An 18,642-nucleotide genomic window follows, 5' to 3' on the forward strand; every position below is an offset into this window, starting at 1 on the left:
GGGCTCAGCCTTTCGAGAACATGGACAGCATGCGGCGGGTGACGGCGAAGCCTCCGAAGATGTTGACACTCGTCAGCAGGATCGCCACGAAGGACAGCGCGGTGACGATCCGGCTCTCGTGCCCGATCTGCAGCAGGGCGCCGATCACGACGATCCCGGAGATCGCGTTGGTCACCGACATCAGCGGTGTGTGCAGCGCGTGGTGCACCTTGCCGATGACGTAGTAGCCGATCACCACCGCCAGCGCGAACACCGTGAAGTTCTCCGCGAGTTGCGCGGGGGCGAAGGCCACCAGCAGAAACATGCCGAGCATGCCGAGCCCGATCAGGCCCATGCGCCGCGCAGGCGTCAGCCTCGGTTGCAGGGGCGCAGGTTCGGCGGGCGCAGCGGCGGGCTGCGCGGCGGGCGCGGCCGATACCGCCACGGGTGGAGGCGGCCAGGTGACCTCGCCGTCGCGCACCACCGTCACGGCGCGCTGTACGACGTCGTCGAAGTCGATCGTCAGCCGCCCGTCCTTGCCGGGGGTGAGCAGCTTCAGCAGGTTCACCAGGTTGGTGCCGAACAGCTGCGAGGCCTGGGCGGGCAAGCGGGAGGCCAGGTCGGTGTAGCCGACGATGGTCACCCCGTTGTCGGTGACCACCGCGCGCCCCGGCACGGTGCCCTCGACGTTTCCGCCCTGGGCGGCGGCCATGTCCACGATGACGCTGCCCGGCTTCATGACGGCCACGTCCTCGGCGGACAGCAGACGCGGCGCCGGCCGGCCCGGGATCAGCGCGGTGGTGATCACGATGTCCACGTCCGCCGCCTGCTCGTGGTAGAGCTCGGCGGCGGCACGGTCGTAGTCGGCTGAAGTCGCCTTCGCGTAGCCGTCGGTGCTCGCCTCCTGGACGACGTTCACCGCGAGGTACTCGCCGCCGAGCGACTTCACCTGGTCCGCGACCTCGGGCCGCGGGTCGGTGGCCCGCACGATCGCGCCGAGGCTGCAGGCCGCGCCGATCGCCGCCAGACCGGCCACGCCCGCGCCGGCGACCAGCACCTTCGCCGGCGGCACCTTGCCCGCCGCGGTGACCTGGCCGGTGAAGAACCGGCCGAAGACGTGCGCGGCCTCGATCACCGCCCGGTACCCGGCGATGTTCGCCATGGACGACAGCACGTCCATCGACTGCGCGCGGGAGATGCGCGGCACCGCGTCCAGCGCCAGAGCGGTCACCCCGGCACCGGCGAGCGTCCGAAGCAGCTCGGGTCTTTGTGCCGGCGTCAGCAGGGCGACCAGAGTGGCGCCCGGCCGGAGCCGGGTGATCTCCGCGTCGGAGGGGGAGTTCACCTTCAGGACGACATCCGCGTCCCAGGCCTCGCCGATCTCGGCGCCGCTGTCGAGATAGGCCTGGTCGTTGAAGCCGGACGCCGCGCCGGCCTCGGACTCCACCACGACCTCGTAACCGAGGCCGAGCAGCTGACGCACGGTCGCCGGCGTCGCCGCGACGCGTGTCTCACCGGAGACGGACTCGGCCACCACGCCGACGCGCCGAGGGGTGGGGTGGGCAGGTTCTTGTGCAGACATTTCTCGTGTTCTCTCCCGGAAGGAGGGGTTGACGGACCATCCGCGATCACAGGACGTCCCCAGGGCTCCTCCCGGAGGACGTCGGCCGTGGGAACCTACCCGTCGAAGCCGCCCCTGCCTACGGGGTATGCCCGTGGTGTGTTTCACTCGGCGGTCGCTGTTCCCCCGTACGCGTCCGAACACCGCGCCCTGAAACGGGACGGTGCCGCGGCCCGCCCCCTCCCGAGGGCAGGCCGCGGCACGGTGTGGGTCAGCCGGCGGTTCGGGGCTCCGTTCCGGGCCCGTGCCCTGTCCCCTGTTCGAAGCGCGCGTGGAACCGCCGGGTGTGGTCCACGTGGCGTTCCGGCCCGGTCAGGGCGACTCTCGCCGTCAGGCGGACATCGGCGCTGGATGCCGACAGACGCAGGTGCAGTTCACCCGGTTCGACCACCCGTCGTCCGTTACGGCCGGTGAAGGAGGCGAGGTCGGCCGGCACGGTCACCCGCAGGCGGCGCTCCTCGCCCGGGGCGAGCGGGACCCGGGTGTAACCGACGAGGCGCTGCACGGGCTGGACGACGGAGGCGACGGGGTCGTGCAGGTAGAGCTGGACGACCTCGGTGCCGTGCCGCTCCCCGGTGTTGCGGACGGTGAAGGCCAGGGAGAACTCTCCTGCGGTGTCCGCCTCCGCCTGATCGACCGACAGGTCGTCCCAGTGGAAGGACGTGTAGGACATGCCGTGCCCGAAGGCGAAGGCCGCCGTCGGGTCGATGCTGGAGACGTCGCTGACTTGGGCGAGCCGGGCGCCGAGGTAGGTGGCGGGCTGAGCGCCGGAGCCGCGCGGCACGCTGACGGGCAGGCGGCCGGAGGGGTTGGTGCGGCCGCTCAGCACGCCGGCGATCGCGGTGGTCCCTTCGGCGCCGGGGAAGAAGGACTGCACGATCGCGGCCGCCTCGTCCACCGCGCGGCCGAGGGCGTACGGCCGTCCGGCGAGCAGCACCGCGACGACCGGCCTGCCGGTGTCGAGCAGGGCGTCCAGCAGGTGCTGCTGGGCTCCCGGCAGGGTCAGCGACTCGCTGTCGCAGCCTTCGCCGCTGGTTCCGCGGCCGAACAGGCCCGCGCGATCCCCGAGGGCGGCGACGACGACGTCGGCCTCGCGCGCCACGCGGACGGCCTCGGCGATGCCGGTCACGTCGCCGTCGTCGACGCCGGTGCCGCGTACGACGGTCAGCTCGGCGTCGGGGAACTCGTGCCGGAGGGCGTCGTGCAGCGTGGGCAGGTCGATGCCGGCCGGCGTCTGCGGGTGGTGCACTCCGACGTGCTGGGGGAAGGAGTAGCAGCCCAGCACGGCCGTGGCCTCGGCCGCGTTGGGGCCGACCAGGGCGATGCGGCGCGGCCGGTCCAGGGGCAGGGTGCCGTCGTTGGTCAGCAGGACGACCGCTTCCTCGGCGACGGTGCGGGCCAGTTCCCGGTTGGCCGGCGAGTCCAGGTCGATCGTGCCGCGCAGCGTGTCCGGGTCGTCCGGGTCGGCTCCGTCGAGCGCGGCCGGGACCGGGTTCCAGTCGCCGTCGAGCAGGCCGAGCCGGGCCTTCTGGGTGAGCACCCTGCGCAGCGCGCGGTCGATGAGCGACTCGGGCACCCGGCCCGCCCTGACGGCCTCCGCGAGGGGCGTGCCGAACGTCTTCACGGTGGGGAGTTCCACGTCGACGCCCGCGCGCAGGGCCGCACCCGCGGCCTCGGCCCAGTCGGCGGCGAGGCCGTGCAGGGTCTTGAGGAAGGCGATGCCGAAGTAGTCGGCGACGACCGTGCCGTCGAAGCCCCAGGTGTCGCGCAGCAGGCCGGTGAGAAGGTCTTCGTCGGCGGCGGAGGGCATTCCGTCGGTGTCGGTGTAGGCGTGCATGACGGAGCCCGCTCCGCCCTCGCGCACCGCCATCTCGAAGGGCGGCAGGATGATGTCCGCCCGCTCGCGCGGGCCCATGCCGACGGGTGCGAGGTTGCGGCCGGCGCGGGAGGCGGAGTAGCCGGCGAAGTGCTTGAGGGTGGCGACGACGCCGGTGGACTGCAGGCCCTGGACGTAGGCGGTGCCGATGCTGCCGACCAGGTAGGGGTCCTCTCCGATGGTCTCCTCGACGCGCCCCCAGCGTGCGTCGCGGACCACGTCGAGGACGGGCGCGAGGCCCTGGTGGACGCCGACGGACCGCATGTCGCGGCCGATGGCGGCGGCCATCCGGCGGATCAGGCCGGGGTCGAAGGTGGCGCCCCAGGACAGGGGCACGGGGTAGGCGGTGGCGCCCCAGGTGGCGAAGCCGGCCAGGCACTCCTCGTGTGCCAGGGCGGGGATGCCGAAACGGTTCGCCGAGGCGATCCGCTTCTGGGTGCGCGACAGGGACAGGGCGCCGAGCGCGGGGTCGACGGGTGCGGTGCCGAAGGGGCGGGTGAGCTGTCCCAGACCGGCGGGCAGGAGGGCGTCGAGGTCGACGGCCTCCTCCATGTCGTGCTGGTGGGGGGCGACTTCGCCGCCCTCGGCGGAGGCGCCGACCCACACGCCGTACAGTTGGCCGATCTTCTCCTCCAGGGTCATCGCGTCGATCAGTGCGGACACACGGACGGCGATGTCCTGGGTGGGGTCGTTCCACAGGGGGGCTTCGGGGGTGGTCTCTACGGCCACGTTGGTGGTCACTTTCCTCCCACGCCCATCAGACCCTGGACGAGGGCCCTGCGGGCGAACAGGTAGACGAGCAGGACGGGCACCATGGACAGCATCACGGCGCCCAGCAGGCCGGGGATGTCGATGCCGTGTTCGGTCTGGAAGTTGTACAGACCCAGGGTGATCACCTTGGTCGAGTCGGACTGGGTCAGGACCAGCGGGAACAGGAAGCCGTTCCAGGCCTGGAGGGCGGAGAACACCACGATGGTGGACAGGCCGCCACGCGAGAGCGGGACGACGAGCTGGAAGAACATCCGCCGCGGGGTCGCCCCGTCCACCGTCATGGCCTCGAACAGCTCCGGTGAGATGTCGCGCATGGCGCCGCTGAGGATCAGGGCCGACATCGGCAGGCAGAACGCGGCGGTGGGCAGGATGATGCCCAGGAGGTTGTCGTACAGGCCCGCTTCGCTGATCAGATAGAACATCGGGACGATGACCGCCTGGGCGGGGATGGCCAGGCCCAGCAGGAACAGCCGGAAGATCTGCGAGGTGACCCGGCCGCGGCTGCGGACGATGGCGTAGGCCAGCGGCGGTACGAGCAGGAGGACCACGCCGACGACGCAGACGGTGACGATGATGGTGTTGAGGAAATACCGGCCGAAGCCCGAGTCGAAGGCCGAGGTGTAGTTGTGCAGGGTGAAGTCGTGGGGGAAGGACAGCGGTCCGTTCTTGGCGTAGTCCTGCCGGGTGCGCAGGGTCGCCGCGAGCATCACGTACAGCGGAAGACCCACCAGGACGAGCCAGACGATCGAGCCCGCTCCTGCCAGGTAGTTGGGGCGTCGCCTCATGAGACACCCTCCATGTCGCTGCGCATCTTGTCGTAGCCGGAGACGCGGACGACGATCAGCGAGATGATCGTGGCCGCGATGACCAGGCACAGCGCGATGGCCGAGCCCGCGCCGAAGTCGAAGCCCTGAAAGGCCTTTTGGTACATGTAGTAGGCGCTGATCGTGGTGTCGCTGCCGGGGCCGCCCTGGGTCAGGATGAGCACCGTCTCGAACGTGGTGAGCCCGCCGACGACCATGAGGATCATCGAGGTGATCATCGAGTTGCGCAGCTGGGGCAGGGTGATGTGGAAGAACTGGCGGTAGCGTCCCGCGCCGTCGATCTCGGCCGCCTGGTAGAGCACTTGCGGTATGGCGCGGGCCGCACCCTGATAGATCAGCGTGTGGAACGGCGTGAACTGCCAGGTGCTGACGAAGGCGAGCACGCCGATGGCGGTGGCCTGCTTGCCGAACAGGTTGCCGTCGCCGAACAGCCAGGTCATCCGTGCGGGGATGCCGAAGTTGGGGTCGAGCAGCGCCCGCCAGAGCACCGACACCGCGGTGGAGGAGAGCAGCAGCGGGACGAAGTAGATCGCCGACAGCACCGCGCGGTTGCGCTGGTGCCCGGCGGCCCACACGCCGAGCACGATGCTCAGCGGTGTCTGCAGGACCACGCCCAGGGTGGTGAGCAGGAGCGTGAGCCAGATGCTTTTGATCATCACCGGGTCGTCGAGGATGCGGTGCCAGTTGTCCAGGCCGACGAACTGGGGGGACCCCAGGCCGCTCCAGCTCATGAAGGACAGCACCGCCACCGCGACGAGCGGGACGAGGGCGAAGAGGGCGAAGAAGACGGTCGCGGGCAGCGCCCAGAGGAAGGTCGGGCGCGTGCCACGGGCGGCGCGGGTGTCTTCCGGCCGGCGCCGGGCCCCCTTGGGGGCCGCGGCGGCGGGCGGAGCACTGGTGGTCTGTGTGCTCATGAGGGGTTTCACTTGGCAGGGAGGGCCTGCATGGCCTTGATGAAGCCGTCGGCGTCGATCTGTCCGTTGAAGAACTGCTGGACGGCCTGGTGGATGGGCGTGTTGGCGGCCGGCGGGTAGGCCTGGTCCCAGGAGAGCTGGAAGGACTTGGCCTTGGCGACGAGGTCGTACTGGAAGCGCGAGTACGCCGGGCTGGCCGACTGGTCCAGGAACTGCGGGGTGTTGGTCGTCGTCGGCAGGTTGCCGATGGACATCTGGGCCTTGACGAACTCGTCGGAGTACATGAGCTTCAGGAACTTGGCGACGGCGTCAGGGTGCTTGGTCCGCTTCAGCACGGAGTAGAAGTTGTTGGTGTTGCCGACCACGTCGGAGGTGTCGCCCTTGCCGCCCGGGATGGTCGGGAACGTGCTGTAGCCCAGCCCCTTGGCGGCGAAGTCCTTCGCGTCCTGCTGCTGCTGTGCGTAGTACCAGGACCCCATCAGCTCGAAGCCGGCCTTGCCGGAGGCGACGAGCGCCGGCGAGGCGCCGTTGGTGTACTTCACCGAGTCGTAGTTCTTGCCGAAGGCTCCGGTGTCGACCAGCTGCTTGAGCATGCCGAGCGCCTTCTTGCTGTCCGGGCTGGCCCACGCCTCCTTGTCGCCGTCGAGGGCCTTCTGGAACAGCTCGGGCCCGGCGACCCGGTCGTAGACGTACTCGAACCACATCAGGGTCGGCCACTGGTCGCCGCCGCCGAGGGCGATCGGCGTGACGCCCTTGGCCTTCAGCTTCGTCACCGCGTCGAGGAGCTGGTCCCAGGTCTGGGGCGGCTGCACGCCCGCCTTGTCGAGCACGTTCTTGTTGTTGAACAGCAGGACCGGCTGGGTGCCGCGCATGGGAACGCCGTAGGCCTTGCCGTCGACGACCGCGCTGTTGAAGACGGCGGGCAGGAACTTGTCCTTCAGCCCGGGGTCCTTCTTGATGAAGTCGTCCAGCGGCATCAGCAGACCGGCCTTGACGAACGGCTGGATGCTGCCGCCGCCCCAGTTGAAGAAGATGTCGGGCGCCTTGGGAGTGCTGATGATCGTCTGCAGTTTCTGCTGGTAGTCGGCGCCCGGGATGGTGTCGAGTACGGCCTTGACGTCCGAGGTCTTGTTGAAGGTGTCGACGATCTGCTTCTCGACCTTGTTGCTGGCGTCCCCATAGACCAGCACGTGGATCTTGCCGTCGTTCGCGGAACCTCCCCCGCTGCCGTTCCCGCAGGCCGCGAGACTCGCCGCCAGAGCGAGCGTCGTGGCGCAGACGAGCACCCGGGACATCCGTGTACGCATGATCATCCACCTTCCGAAAGTTTCGGCGCCTTCGCCGAAAGTACTAGCGGCTGGACAGTAGGCCCAGCGGGAAGAATCGGTCAACGGTCGTGCATCCACGCGGCCAAACCGTTATCGCGTGCCATGGCCTATGCTGCGCCCATGCGTGAAGAAGACCAGGTGGCCCGCCGAGTCACGCTGGCGACCGTGGCCACAGAAGCCGGCGTCTCGCTTCCGACAGTTTCGAAGGTGCTCAACGGTCGTTCGGATGTCTCACCCACGACCCGAGCCAAGATCGAGCACCTCCTGGAGGTCCACGGCTACCGCCGGCGCACACAGGGCCCGACGCCGACCCCCCTCATCGAGATCGTCTTCCACGAGCTGGAGAGCGTCTGGGCCATGGAGCTGATCCGCGGCGTGGAAAACGTCGCCAAGCAGCACAACGCGACCCTCGCGCTCACGGAGAGCGGGACCCGGCAGGCTCCCGGACCCGAGTGGATAGAGGGGGTGTTGCGCCGCCGGCCCTTGGGCGTGCTCCTGGTCTTCTCCACCCTGCCCGAGGACGTGAAGAGGCAACTCGCCTCGCGGGCCATTCCGTTCGTCATCGTGGACCCGGCCGGTGATCCGGATCCCGATGTCCCGTCCGTCGGCTCGGCCAACTGGGCCGGCGGGCTGGCCGCCACGCGCCATCTCACCGACCAGGGCCACCGCCGGGTGGCCATCATCACCGGCCCCGAGGACCTGATGTGCTCGCTGGCGCGCCTGGACGGCTACCGCTCGGCGATGGCGATGGCCGGTCTCGAGGCGGACCCTCGGCTGATACGTTTCGGTGACTTCCACGTCCAGGGCGGCTTCGAGCACGCACTCGACCTGCTGCAGCACCAGGACCGGCCCACGGCGATCTTCGCCGGCAGCGACCTGCAGGCTCTCGGAGTCCTGGAGGCAGCGCGCGTTCTGGGCCTCAGCGTGCCCGGGCAGCTGTCGGTGGTGGGGTACGACGACGTGCCGCCGGCCCAGTGGTCGAGCCCTCCGCTGACCACGGTCCAGCAGCCCCTCCAGCGCATGGCCGAGGAAGCGGCCCGCATGCTGCTGCAGCCCACGGACGCCAAGAAGTCCGCCTCGCGCATCGAGCTGGCCACGCACCTCGTGGTCCGGCAGAGCACCGCGCCGCCCGCACAAGGGTGAACAGCATCCTTGGAAAGTTTCGTCGCTTTCCAGCGAATGCATTCGAGAGGGAAAGGGTGCCGGATACCACGCGATAGGGAGCCCGGGAAGAGTCGTAAACGGTCACAAGGCGGAGACTGAACCCCAAGTCGAAACTTTCGCGGATATCCCCTGGGACAGCGAATGCAATTTCGCTGGAGTTTCGGAAACAAGGGCGTTGACCGCTGTTCCGAGCCGGGCGCATACTCTCAGGCGCTCGAACGCCCGCAGCGGCGCCACTCCGCCCGATCCATCACGCTGCCGGGCCTGCCCATCGGCCTTCGCCAGGAGGAAGCATGGACATGGACCACGCGCTCGACCACCCGATGAGCCGCAGAGGCTTCATCGGCCGTGCCGGTGCACTGGCACTGGCCACATCCGCGTCCGGGCTGCTGCTGCCCGGCACCGCGCACGCCGCCACGACCATCACCACCAACCAGACCGGCACGAACAACGGTTACTACTACTCGTTCTGGACCGACGGTGGCGGGTCGGTCTCCATGACCCTCGGCTCCGGCGGCAACTACAGCACCTCGTGGACGAACTGCGGGAACTTCGTCGCCGGCAAGGGCTGGAGCAACGGCGGACGCAGGAGTGTGCGGTACTCGGGCAGCTTCAACCCGTCCGGCAACGGCTATCTGTCCCTGTACGGATGGACCTCGAACCCGCTCGTCGAGTACTACATCGTCGACACCTGGGGTACCTACCGGCCCACCGGGACCTACAAGGGCACGGTCAGCTCCGACGGCGGCACCTACGACGTCTACCAGACGACGCGGTACAACGCCCCTTCCGTGGAGGGCACCAAGACCTTCAACCAGTACTGGAGCGTCCGGCAGTCGAAGCGGACGGGCGGCACCATCACCACCGGCAACCACTTCGACGCGTGGGCCCGCTACGGCATGCCGCTGGGCAGCTTCAGCTACTACATGATCCTCGCCACCGAGGGATACCAGAGCAGCGGGAACTCCAACATCACGGTGAGCGGGTGACGTTCCTGTCCCGAGCGTCCATCCCGGTGCGCTTGGTCGCCGGCGGTCGAGGCCGAGTACGGCCTGATGGTGCAGGCCGACGCCCGGCTCGGCAACGGCCGGATCATCCTCATGCACGAGTGGCCCTCAGGCGGGTCGCTGGAACGACCGGTCTTCGCGGCTGAGCACCCTTACGGCCGGTCCGGCCCGGTCCTGTACGGGACCGGGCCACCGGCTCGGTCGCGGGGACCGACGACGTCGTCGTGCGCGCGAGCGCGCACCCAGCCGAACAGCACCACCGAGCACAGCGCGGCGACAGCGCACCAGGTCGACACGAACTCCAGTCGCCAGAGCACCCAGCACACCGTCGCGCCAACGGCGACGAGCATCCCCAGCACGAGCAGCCGCCGGTCACCGGACAACAGCAGCGAGCCGACCGTGGCCAGCAAGTAGCCCGCGACGAGCAGCGGTGCGGGGGAGACATGCAGGACGTATCCGACGGTGTGGCCGCGGATCTCGGCCGTCACCGGCTCGGTGGCGAGGCCGCGGGCGAGCACCGCGGCGGTCATCGCTCCTGCGGCGAGCGGGACGAGCAGCCGGAACCGGGCACACGGCGGGGCCACACAGATCACTGCCGCCGGAACCCACATCGCCAGCAGCGGCAGGGCGATGACGGCCCATGCGACGGTCGCGGGTCCGCCTCCCCCGCCCGAGTGCCACACCACGGACTCGACGATCTGATGGGCTCCCAGCAGCAACGGCAGTGCCGCGAGCGGGAGTTCCCGTCCGCTGCGCACGAGCGCCACACAAGCCACCCCCACCGCGGCGACACCGCTGCCTGCCACGAGGTCCGCCGTCGCACTCCAGCACATCACGCCGCCAAGGGGTCGCCGCCGAGCGGTCCGTCACGGGCCTCCGCTTCTGCCGCCGACCACGCTACGTCCTTTGTCGCGGGGCCCGATGGTGATTAGCTTGCCCCGGCCTTCGCGCCATCATCCGCCCGGCAGTCAGGAGGAGTCCGCACCATGAGCAGTGGCTACGCGTACGAGTACAAGGTCGTCACTTTCCGGGAGTCGCTGATCGGCGACGCGTTGGACAGCGACAAGCTGGAGAAGGTCCTGAACAAGCACGCCGAGGACGGCTGGGGCCTGAAGGCCATCACCTCCGCCGACGTCAAGGGCCGCATAGGGCCCGGAGCCGTGGAAGGACTGCTGCTGACCTTCGAGCGCCCGCGGCAGTAACGCGCGGAGCCGCCCCGGCACGGCGCGGGACGGGGCGGAGGCACGCGTCCGGCCTTGTCCGGGCAGGTCACCGGCACCCCGCCGGGGGCCTGCTGCGCCGGGGGACGGCTGCGTGATCGTCTGTGGCCTGTGCATATGCCACGGCGGTCCGTCCGAGGACACACCCGGGTCCATGTGAGACCGTGGTGTGAGCAACCTCCTCTGCGGATGCGGCCGACACGATGGATCTCAGAGATCTGGCCGACAAGCCCGGGGGCGACCCGTTCGGCATCACATCTGCCGCCGTCGCCCTCGTGGACGTACACGGCCTGATCCGCTACTGGAGCCGCAGGGCGGAAGACATCCTCGGGTATCCGGCGTCCAGCGTGCTGGGGCGGCCCGTGACCTCCCTCCTCACCAGCGACCGCTCACCGGCGTCCCTGGTCGCCGCGGCGCAGCAGGTCGGGAAGGGCTGGGAGGGGATGATCACCGCGCGTCACCGGGCGGGCCACCCGGTCGAACTGGCTCTGCGGGTGTGTGCGCTGCATGCGGAGCAGAGTTCCGCCTGGCTCGCCGTGGCCTGCGAGGCCATCGACTCGCGCCGATGGGAACTCGATCAGGCCGTGGTGCGCGGCCTGCTGGAGGAGTCGCCGATCGGCATCGCCGTCCTCGACAGTGAGCTGCGCTGCCAATGGGTGAACCAGGCACTGGCCGCCATGGAGGGCCTGCCGGCCGACCCCACGGCCTCGCGCGCGTCCGCGCCCGTCGGTTTGGAACAGGTGCCCTCGGCCGTGGACTGGCAGGCGCGCCAGGCGCTGACATCGGGCCGGGTCACACCGACGGTGGAGCACGTCGCGCCCCGGCACGGCCTGTCACGCCGGAACTCGTACGGACGGCTCAGGCTCCGCTCGTCGTTCCCGCTGCGGGACACCGACGGCAAGACGCTCGGGGTGTGTCACACCGCCGTCGACTTCACCGCCGAGGACCGCGCACGTGAACGGCTCGCCCTGGTCAACGAGGCGGCCCAGCGCATCGGCACCACCCTGGACCTCGACCGCACGGTGCGGGAACTGGCCGAGGTCCTCGTGCCGCAGCTCGCCGACTTCGTGGCGATCGACCTCTTCCAGGGCGTCCTCGCGGCCAGGGACCTCAACCCGGGGCCGGTCACCGGCGGCACGCTCCAGCGGGCGGTGCACCTGTCGATCCACGAGGAGGTGCCGGAGGCGATCATTCCCATCGGGGAGCCCGCCGGGTACCCGCCGCAGTCCCCGCAACGGCGTTGTCTGACCACGAGCCGGCCGATCCTCGATCCGGTGCTGGACCCGACGACGTGGTGGCTGGCCGACGACCCGCAGCGCCAGGCCAAGATCGTCAGTCTCGGCGTGCACACCCACCTGGTGGTGCCGCTCCGGGCGCGGGGCGTGACCATGGGAGTGGTCACGCTGCTGCGCTGGGAGAACCCCAGCCCGTTGGACGAGGACGACCTGCTGCTCGTGGAGGAGCTGGTGGCGCGGGCCGCGGTCTGCGTGGACAACGCCCGGCGGTTCGTCCGCGAGCACAATGCGGCCCTCGCCCTGCAGACCAGTCTGCTGCCCCCGGACCTGCCCGATCACTGCGCCGTCGAGGTCGCCTACCGCTATCTGCCGGCCGACGCCGAGGCCGGCGTGGGCGGCGACTGGTTCGACGTCATCCCGCTCTCCGGCGCCCGCATCGCCCTGGTGGTGGGGGACGTGGTGGGCCATGGCATCCACGCCGCGGCCAGCATGGGCCGGCTGCGTGCGGCGGTACAGACACTGGCCGACATGGATCTGCCCCCCGACGAGCTCCTCGCCCACGTCGACGATCTCGTGCTGCGCCTGGCCGACGAGGCGGAAGCGTCCGAGCACGGGCCGGTGGTGATCGGCGCGACCTGTGTCTACGCGGTCTACGACCCGATCTCACGGAAACTCAGCGTGGCGCGCGCCGGACACCCCACCCCTGCCATCGCCCACCTGAGTGAGCCGGTCGAACTGCCCGACATCCCCGCCGGCCCCCCGCTGGGACTGGGCGGTCTGCCCTTCGAGTCGGCCGAGATCGAGCTGGAGGAGGGCAGCGTCGTCGCCCTGTACACCGACGGCCTGATCGAGGCCTCGGACCGTGACGTCGACGTCGGCTTCGAGCGGCTGTGCTTCGCCCTGGCCCACCCCGACCGGCCGCTGGAGGAGATCTGCGACACGATGGTCCGCATTCTCCTTCCGGACCGTCCGCAGGACGACGTCGCCTTCCTCATCGCCCGCACGCGCGCCCTCGCCCCCGACCGGGTGGCGTCCTGGGAGGTGCCCGCCGATCCCCGGGCGGTGCACGAAACGCGCGACAACACCGCCCGCTGCCTGGCCGCGTGGGGCCTTGAGGACCTCGCCTTCACCACCGAACTGATCGTGAGCGAGCTGATCACCAACGCCATCACGCATGCCTATGGACCGATCAACCTGCGTCTGATCCACGAGAAGACCCTCATCTGCGAGGTGTCGGACGCCAGCAACACCTCCCCCCATCTGCGCCGTGCCCGCACCACCGACGAGGGAGGGCGGGGTCTCTTCCTCATCGCGCAGGTCACTCAGCGCTGGGGCACGCGGTACACCGCCACGGGCAAGACCATCTGGGCGGAGCAACAGTTGCCGAACGCCCCGTCCTGCTGAGAACGGTCCGTCCGCCTGAAGGACGCTCAGCCGGACTGAAGACGCCGTCCACTCCACCGCCGGACGACGCCCCGGGAGCGACCCGCAGGCCGGATCGGTTTCCCTCGCTACCGCGTCCGTCGTGCCTGGACGTAGGACAGCCATGGCCGCAGGTCGCCGCGGCCGGTCAACTCGAAGCCCGCATCCGTGACAAGGGCGTCCAGCAGATCGACCCGGTGGTGCGCCATGGCGTCGCCGACCCCGCCGTGCACCAGGTGCCGGCCGATCCTGCTCTTCGGCGGCCGGAACTCCGCGACCAGCAGCCGGCCGCCGGGCCGCAGCACGCGGTACATCTCGCGCAGGGCCGTGGGCCGCAGCTCCTCCGGCAGATGGTGCAGCATCAGACTCGTGACGACGGTGTCGAAGGAGGCGTCCGGAAAGCCGAGGGCCTCGGCGACACCCTCACGGTAGTCACAGGGGGCACTGTCCGGGCGCCGGTTCCTGCCGCGGGCGTAGTCGAGGACCGGCGGGGAGGGATCCACACCGGTCACCGCGCCGCCCGGGCCGATCCGGGCCGCCATGTGCCGGGTCAGGTAGCCGGTGCCGCATCCCACGTCCAGGACGCGGTCGCCCGGTACGGCGCCGCTCAGCTCCGCGAGGCGCGCGAAGACGCGGCCGCGGCGGCCGGCGAAGCAGAGGGCGCCGAAGACTTCGTACGCCCGCGGGGTTGCGATGGTCACGCCGGGCGTGTCGGCGTGCGGCTTGCCCTGCATGAGGTGTCCGAGAGGCATGGCCCTCCTCCACAACTTAGTCATGACTAAGCTCGGTCCCAACTTAGTTCCGACTAAGAAGAACGGCAAGGGGGCATACGATGATCGTGTGACCGAGCCCCGATCCCGCACGCGTACCCGTCTCAGCGCGACAGAGCGCCGTGCCTCGATCCTCGCCGCGGCCACCCAGGTCTTCTCCGAGGCCGGCTACCAGCGCGGCAAGGTCTCCGACATCGCCCGGCGGGTCGGTGTCACCGAGCCCGTCGTGTTCCAGAACTTCGGCTCCAAGTCCGCGCTGTACCGGGCGGTCCTCGACCATGCCACCGGCGCGGTCTCGGCACTCCTGCACCAGGCGGCCGACGCGGGCCGGCCCGTCCCCGAGGTGCTCGCGGCCTTCCTGGACCCCGCCCACATGGACCCCTTCCACCGGCCGGGCTCCCATGGCTTCCTCTTCGCCGACGCCACCGCCCTGGCCCACGACCCGGATCTCGGCGAAGCCCTCCGCCAGGTCCACCAGCACCTCGCCGACGCGCTCGCCGACCTGCTCCGCCGCGGCCAGGCCGCCGGCGACGTCCGCTCCGACATCGAGCCCCACACCGCCGCCTGGTGGCTCGTCTCGCTCCTGGCCGGCCGCTCCTTCCGCGCGGCCGTCGTCCCGGACCGCGACACGGTCGAGGCGGAACTGACCCGGCTGGCCCTGCAATCACTCCTGCCGCGACCGCACGAGGCCCCGGCCGAGTCCTGACGGCCTCGCGGGGAGAGACCCCGCACAGCAGGAGCCCGCGACCGCTCGTCGTGGTTCTCCTGGCTTACGGCTTGACGACACCCAGGCGTGTGGGGAACCGTGCCCAAGGCCGGTCTCCCACACGCCTGTTCAGGTGCCGCGCCGTCGCACCTGCGTATGCAGTCGCCGTCGTCGCGCTCGAGTGCCCGTACCATGAAGCGCCCCAGGGGTGGTGTCAATAGGTTTGTCAGGACGTTCCGACAAACACGGATCCGCCCCGTACGGCACCGAGGGCACGCAGGACCACCACAGCCATCCATAGACGCCGCCGACCCATGGCTTTCATCGCGCACCCAACTCCTGTGTGTTGCCTGTGTTTTCCAGGCCAATCGCCACCAACTCACAGCGATACAAAGGAGCCTGCTTTATTCATTGACAGCAAAAAAGAACCTCTCTAAGTTTCCGGCCATGCGCTCGGCCCCCTCCCCCCAAGCGGCCCCGGACATGACGCCGGCCGCTTCCCTCGTCTTCACCACGCTGCTCTCCCACGGTCCGCTCACTCGCGCCGAGGTGGGACGGCGGACCCAGCTCTCTCCGGCCGCCGTCACCAAGGCGGTCCGTCCGCTCATGGAGCTCGGCTATCTGGTCGAGGGCGTGGACGAAGGGGCGCGGCCCGCGGTCGGGCGTCCGGCCAACCTGGTGTGGGTGGACGGAGGGAGGGCGCTGTTCATCGGGATCAAGGTGACGGGCGACGAGGTCATCGCCGTACTGGCCGACCTGTGTTGCCGTATCCGGCTGTCCCGGCACGTCCGGCTCACGGGACGCGAGCCGGAGGCGGTGCTGCCCGTCATCACCGCGCTGGTACAGGAGTTGCTCACGGAGGCCGACGGATTCGGTGTGCAGGTGCGGGGCCTGGGCATCGCGATCTCGGGGGACGTGGACCGCGCGGACGGGGTGGTCCGCTACTCGCCCTTCCTGGAGTGGCGGGACGTTCCCCTGGCCGAGATCGCCGGGACAGCAACAGGGCTGCCGGTCACGGTCGACAACGACGTGCGGGCGCTCACGGTGGCCGAGCACTGGTTCGGGGCCGGGGTCGGTCTCTCGGACTTCGCCCTGGTGACCGTGGGCGCCGGCATCGGATGCGGCCTGGTGGTGCACGGGCAGGTGGTCTCGGGCGCGCACGGCGTGGCCGGCGAGATCGGGCATCTGTCGCTCGACCCGCTGGGGCCACTCTGCCACTGCGGCAACCGCGGCTGTGTCGAGGCGATCGCGGCGGATCCGGCGATACTCCGCGCGGTGCGCGCGGCCACGGGCAAGCAGGTGACCGATGCCGCCGAGGCGCTGGAGCTGGCCCACGGCGAAGACCCCGGTGTGAGAGAGGTCTACGCACGAGCCGGCGAAGCCATCGGCAAGGCCATCGGTTTCCTGGTGAACATCCTCGGTCCCCAGCGGGTGGTCATCTCCGGCGAGGGTCTGGCCGCCTACGACCTGGTCGCCGAGGGCATCCGGGACGCGTTCGCCGCCTCCGCCTTCGGCACCGCCGCACAGTGCGACCTGGTGACACGACCCCTGCCCTTCGAGGAGTGGGCACGCGGGGCCGCGGCCACCGCCATCCAGTCCTTCATGGGATCGGGCATGTGAGAGCGAGAAGGAGTAGCGATGACGCCGCAGAGCCGCAGCCCCCACGAACGTCCCCATCCCGGCAGGGGTTTTTCCTGACCGCCCTCCCCACGCCCCTGACGCGCTGCACCGTGCAGCGCAGGTTCATCAGCGGGCTCCCCATCGGCTCGGGCAGCCGCCGGACCGATGTCTCCCCGAACGGCCGGCCGACCTCCTCGGCCCGGCTCCGGACCTGTTGACAGGCCCCCCGTCCGACCAGCAGCACGCCCGTCCCCCACCGGGTGCCACCGCACACTCCCCCTCACCTCACCTCAGGAGGCGACCCATGCGGTCATTCCCGTACCGAGTCCTGCGCGGAGCCGTCACCGGCTTCCCGCGCCGCACCCTCAGAGCGACGCTGGTCCTGGCCGTCACGGCCGGACTCGCCACGGTGGTCCCGGCAGCCGCCACCTCGGCCGCGACCACCGGCGACGCCGCCTCCGGCCTCGCGGCCAAGCCCTACATGGGCTGGTCCAGTTGGAGCATGCAGTCCTCCCAGTACCCGGGCCTGAACCCGGACGGCAACTACAGCTACCTCACCGAGGCGAACGTCCTGAAGCAGACGGACGCCCTGGCCGCCACCCTGAAGAAGTACGGCTACGACCATGTCAACATCGACGCCGGCTGGTGGATGGACAAGAACTGGACGTCCGAGTTCGACCAGTACGGCCGGCAGACACCCGACCCGGTCCGGTTCCCCCACGGCATGAAGTCGGTCGCCGACCACATCCACTCCCAGGGTCTCAAGGCAGGCATCTATCTGCCCGTCGGCCTGGAGAAGGGTGCGTACGGCGACGGCAAGGTGCCGATATGGAACGCCCCGGGCTGCACCACGGCGGACATCGTCTACCCGGATCTGCGCACCACCAATGGCTGGGACAGCGCCTACAAGCTCAACTTCGGCAACCCGTGCGCGCAGAAGTACATCGACTCGCAGGCACAGATGCTCGCGGACTGGGGCTACGACTTCCTCAAACTGGATGGCGTGGGACCCGGCTCGTTCAAGTCCGGTGACAACTACGACAACGTCCCGGACGTGGCCGCCTGGCACCAGGCCATCGCCGACACCGGGCGCCCGATCCATCTGGAGCTGTCCTGGTCGCTCGACATCGGCCACGCCGCCGACTGGAAGAAGTACTCCAACGGCTGGCGCATCGACACCGATGTGGAGTGCTACTGCAACACCCTGGTCACCTGGGAGAACTCGGTCAACGACCGGTGGAACGACGCCCCCGCATGGAGCCACAAGGCGGGCCCGGGCGGCTGGAACGACCTCGACGCGATCGACGTCGGCAACGGCGCGATGGACGGTCTGACCAACGCCGAGCGGCAGAGCTACATGACCCTGTGGGCCATCAACAAGTCGCCGCTGTTCACCGGTGACGACCTCACCAAGCTGGACAGCTACGGCCTCTCCCTGCTGACCAACCAGGAAGTCATCGCCGTCGACCAGAACGACTCCCCCGTGGCGCGTCCCGTCACGCCGCTGGGCGACCAGCAGGTCTGGGCAACCAAGAACCCCAACGGCACCTACACCGTCGCCCTGTTCAACCTCGGCGGCTCGTCGGCCTCCGTCACCGCCGACTGGGCGTCCTTCGGTTTCACCGGCGCGGCCTCCGTGCGCGACCTGTGGAACCACGAGAACCTCGGCACGTACAAGAACAAGATCACCGCGACGCTGCCCGCGCACGGCTCACGGCTGTTCACCGTCAAGCCCGCCGGCACCCCGCTGGCGACCACCCGCTACGAGGCCGAGTCCGCGAACAACACCCTCACCGGCAACGCCTCCGTCGCCGGATGCGACTCCTGTTCCGGCGGCAAGAAGGTCGGCAACCTCTATCTCGACAGCAAGCTGCAGTTCAACGACATCACGGTGAAGAAGGACGGCATCTACACCGTCAACGTCGCCTACGTCAGCGGTGACCCCCGCTCGGTCACCGTCTACTCCAACAGCGGCCATGGCACCAGCCTGAGGTTCCCCTCCACAGGCGACTGGGGCACGGTCGACACCGTCAGCGTCCAGCTGGCGCTGAAGGCAGGCTCCAACACCATCACGTTCGACAGCGGCTGGGACTACTCCCCCGACATCGACAGGATCGACGTACCCAAGTCCGCCTGACACCTCGCGCCGGGCTCGGGGGCGACATACCCCCGGGCCCCGCCGGGC

Annotated in this window: 14 protein-coding genes; 7 read left to right on the forward strand and 7 right to left on the reverse strand. The window is 69.8% G+C overall.

Annotated features, from left to right (window positions below; all coding sequences use genetic code 11):
• Nucleotides 1-4: 4 nt before the first annotated feature.
• From ACQPXS_RS04805 to ACQPXS_RS04825, 5 genes are all read right to left on the reverse strand, one after another.
• Entirely contained in the window at nt 5-1,561 is a 1,557-nt protein-coding gene (locus tag ACQPXS_RS04805) for a Re/Si-specific NAD(P)(+) transhydrogenase subunit alpha (protein WP_433447227.1), read from the reverse strand.
• Between the two features lie 250 nt (nt 1,562-1,811).
• A complete protein-coding gene (locus ACQPXS_RS04810; protein ID WP_433447229.1) occupies nt 1,812-4,217 on the reverse strand; it encodes a glycoside hydrolase family 3 N-terminal domain-containing protein in 2,406 nt (801 codons plus the stop codon).
• A complete protein-coding gene (locus tag ACQPXS_RS04815; protein ID WP_433447231.1) occupies nt 4,214-5,032 on the reverse strand; it encodes a carbohydrate ABC transporter permease in 819 nt (272 codons plus the stop codon). Before ACQPXS_RS04815 ends, ACQPXS_RS04810 begins: the two co-directional genes overlap by 4 nt.
• Nucleotides 5,029-5,985, reverse strand: coding sequence for a carbohydrate ABC transporter permease (locus ACQPXS_RS04820; protein ID WP_351801250.1), 957 nt, complete (start codon nt 5,983-5,985; stop codon nt 5,029-5,031). The genes ACQPXS_RS04815 and ACQPXS_RS04820 overlap by 4 nt, the downstream gene beginning before the upstream one ends.
• 8 nt (nt 5,986-5,993) lie before the next feature.
• The gene (locus ACQPXS_RS04825) at nt 5,994-7,298 is read right to left on the reverse strand and encodes an ABC transporter substrate-binding protein (protein WP_433447234.1); all 1,305 of its coding nucleotides are present in this window, start codon (nt 7,296-7,298) and stop codon (nt 5,994-5,996) included.
• A gap of 135 nt (nt 7,299-7,433) precedes the next feature.
• Between ACQPXS_RS04825 and ACQPXS_RS04830 the strand changes: the two genes are divergently transcribed.
• Both ACQPXS_RS04830 and ACQPXS_RS04835 read left to right on the forward strand, forming a co-directional pair.
• Nucleotides 7,434-8,456, forward strand: coding sequence for a LacI family DNA-binding transcriptional regulator (locus ACQPXS_RS04830; RefSeq protein ID WP_433447236.1), 1,023 nt, complete (start codon nt 7,434-7,436; stop codon nt 8,454-8,456).
• Between the two features lie 314 nt (nt 8,457-8,770).
• A complete protein-coding gene (locus ACQPXS_RS04835) occupies nt 8,771-9,466 on the forward strand; it encodes a glycoside hydrolase family 11 protein (protein WP_433447238.1) in 696 nt (231 codons plus the stop codon).
• Between the two features lie 170 nt (nt 9,467-9,636).
• Here ACQPXS_RS04835 and ACQPXS_RS04840 read toward each other — a convergent pair whose 3' ends face one another.
• Nucleotides 9,637-10,317 carry a DUF6629 family protein gene (locus ACQPXS_RS04840; protein WP_433455712.1) on the reverse strand — a complete coding sequence of 227 codons (681 nt, stop codon included), beginning with the start codon at nt 10,315-10,317 and terminating at the stop codon, nt 9,637-9,639.
• 153 nt (nt 10,318-10,470) lie between these two features.
• Here ACQPXS_RS04840 and ACQPXS_RS04845 point away from each other — a divergent pair, with 153 nt between their 5' ends.
• Together ACQPXS_RS04845 and ACQPXS_RS04850 are read left to right on the forward strand one after the other, a co-directional pair.
• Nucleotides 10,471-10,686, forward strand: a complete 216-nt coding sequence (locus ACQPXS_RS04845) for a DUF4177 domain-containing protein (protein ID WP_055703870.1) — start codon at nt 10,471-10,473, stop codon at nt 10,684-10,686.
• Between the two features lie 221 nt (nt 10,687-10,907).
• The gene (locus tag ACQPXS_RS04850) at nt 10,908-13,343 is read left to right on the forward strand and encodes a SpoIIE family protein phosphatase (RefSeq protein ID WP_433447240.1); all 2,436 of its coding nucleotides are present in this window, start codon (nt 10,908-10,910) and stop codon (nt 13,341-13,343) included.
• Between the two features lie 107 nt (nt 13,344-13,450).
• Here the strand turns inward: ACQPXS_RS04850 and ACQPXS_RS04855 are convergent, their stop codons facing one another.
• The gene (locus tag ACQPXS_RS04855) at nt 13,451-14,113 is read right to left on the reverse strand and encodes a class I SAM-dependent methyltransferase (RefSeq protein ID WP_433447242.1); all 663 of its coding nucleotides are present in this window, start codon (nt 14,111-14,113) and stop codon (nt 13,451-13,453) included.
• A gap of 88 nt (nt 14,114-14,201) precedes the next feature.
• On the opposite strand from ACQPXS_RS04855, the gene ACQPXS_RS04860 reads away from it, so the two are divergent.
• The 3 genes from ACQPXS_RS04860 (at nt 14,202) to ACQPXS_RS04870 (ending at nt 18,594) form a co-directional block, all read left to right on the forward strand.
• Nucleotides 14,202-14,837 (forward strand): TetR/AcrR family transcriptional regulator, encoded by a 636-nt coding sequence (locus ACQPXS_RS04860; RefSeq protein ID WP_433447244.1) that lies wholly within the window; start codon nt 14,202-14,204, stop codon nt 14,835-14,837.
• 447 nt (nt 14,838-15,284) lie between these two features.
• Nucleotides 15,285-16,457, forward strand: a complete 1,173-nt coding sequence (locus ACQPXS_RS04865; RefSeq protein ID WP_433447246.1) for an ROK family protein — start codon at nt 15,285-15,287, stop codon at nt 16,455-16,457.
• A 304-nt stretch (nt 16,458-16,761) separates the two neighbouring features.
• Nucleotides 16,762-18,594, forward strand: coding sequence for an alpha-galactosidase D (locus ACQPXS_RS04870; RefSeq protein ID WP_433447248.1), 1,833 nt, complete (start codon nt 16,762-16,764; stop codon nt 18,592-18,594).
• Nucleotides 18,595-18,642 lie beyond the last annotated feature (48 nt).

The sequence above is a fragment of the Streptomyces sp. CA-142005 genome (assembly GCF_050942335.1).
In the GTDB taxonomy this organism is placed as follows: domain Bacteria; phylum Actinomycetota; class Actinomycetes; order Streptomycetales; family Streptomycetaceae; genus Streptomyces.

Excerpts from the sequence above, each read along its gene's own strand:
- ACQPXS_RS04865 (WP_433447246.1), top strand. The coding sequence starts at position 15,285 with ATGCGCTCGGCCCCCTCCCCCCAAGCGGCCCCGGACATGACGCCGGCC.
- ACQPXS_RS04855 (WP_433447242.1), bottom strand. The coding sequence starts at position 14,113 with ATGCCTCTCGGACACCTCATGCAGGGCAAGCCGCACGCCGACACGCCC.
- ACQPXS_RS04845 (WP_055703870.1), top strand. The coding sequence starts at position 10,471 with ATGAGCAGTGGCTACGCGTACGAGTACAAGGTCGTCACTTTCCGGGAG.
- ACQPXS_RS04830 (WP_433447236.1), top strand. The coding sequence starts at position 7,434 with ATGCGTGAAGAAGACCAGGTGGCCCGCCGAGTCACGCTGGCGACCGTG.
- ACQPXS_RS04850 (WP_433447240.1), top strand. The coding sequence starts at position 10,908 with ATGGATCTCAGAGATCTGGCCGACAAGCCCGGGGGCGACCCGTTCGGC.
- ACQPXS_RS04815 (WP_433447231.1), bottom strand. The coding sequence starts at position 5,032 with ATGAGGCGACGCCCCAACTACCTGGCAGGAGCGGGCTCGATCGTCTGG.
- ACQPXS_RS04835 (WP_433447238.1), top strand. The coding sequence starts at position 8,771 with ATGGACATGGACCACGCGCTCGACCACCCGATGAGCCGCAGAGGCTTC.
- ACQPXS_RS04825 (WP_433447234.1), bottom strand. The coding sequence starts at position 7,298 with ATGATCATGCGTACACGGATGTCCCGGGTGCTCGTCTGCGCCACGACG.
- ACQPXS_RS04805 (WP_433447227.1), bottom strand. The coding sequence starts at position 1,561 with ATGTCTGCACAAGAACCTGCCCACCCCACCCCTCGGCGCGTCGGCGTG.
- ACQPXS_RS04840 (WP_433455712.1), bottom strand. The coding sequence starts at position 10,317 with ATGTGCTGGAGTGCGACGGCGGACCTCGTGGCAGGCAGCGGTGTCGCC.
- ACQPXS_RS04820 (WP_351801250.1), bottom strand. The coding sequence starts at position 5,985 with ATGAGCACACAGACCACCAGTGCTCCGCCCGCCGCCGCGGCCCCCAAG.
- ACQPXS_RS04870 (WP_433447248.1), top strand. The coding sequence starts at position 16,762 with ATGCGGTCATTCCCGTACCGAGTCCTGCGCGGAGCCGTCACCGGCTTC.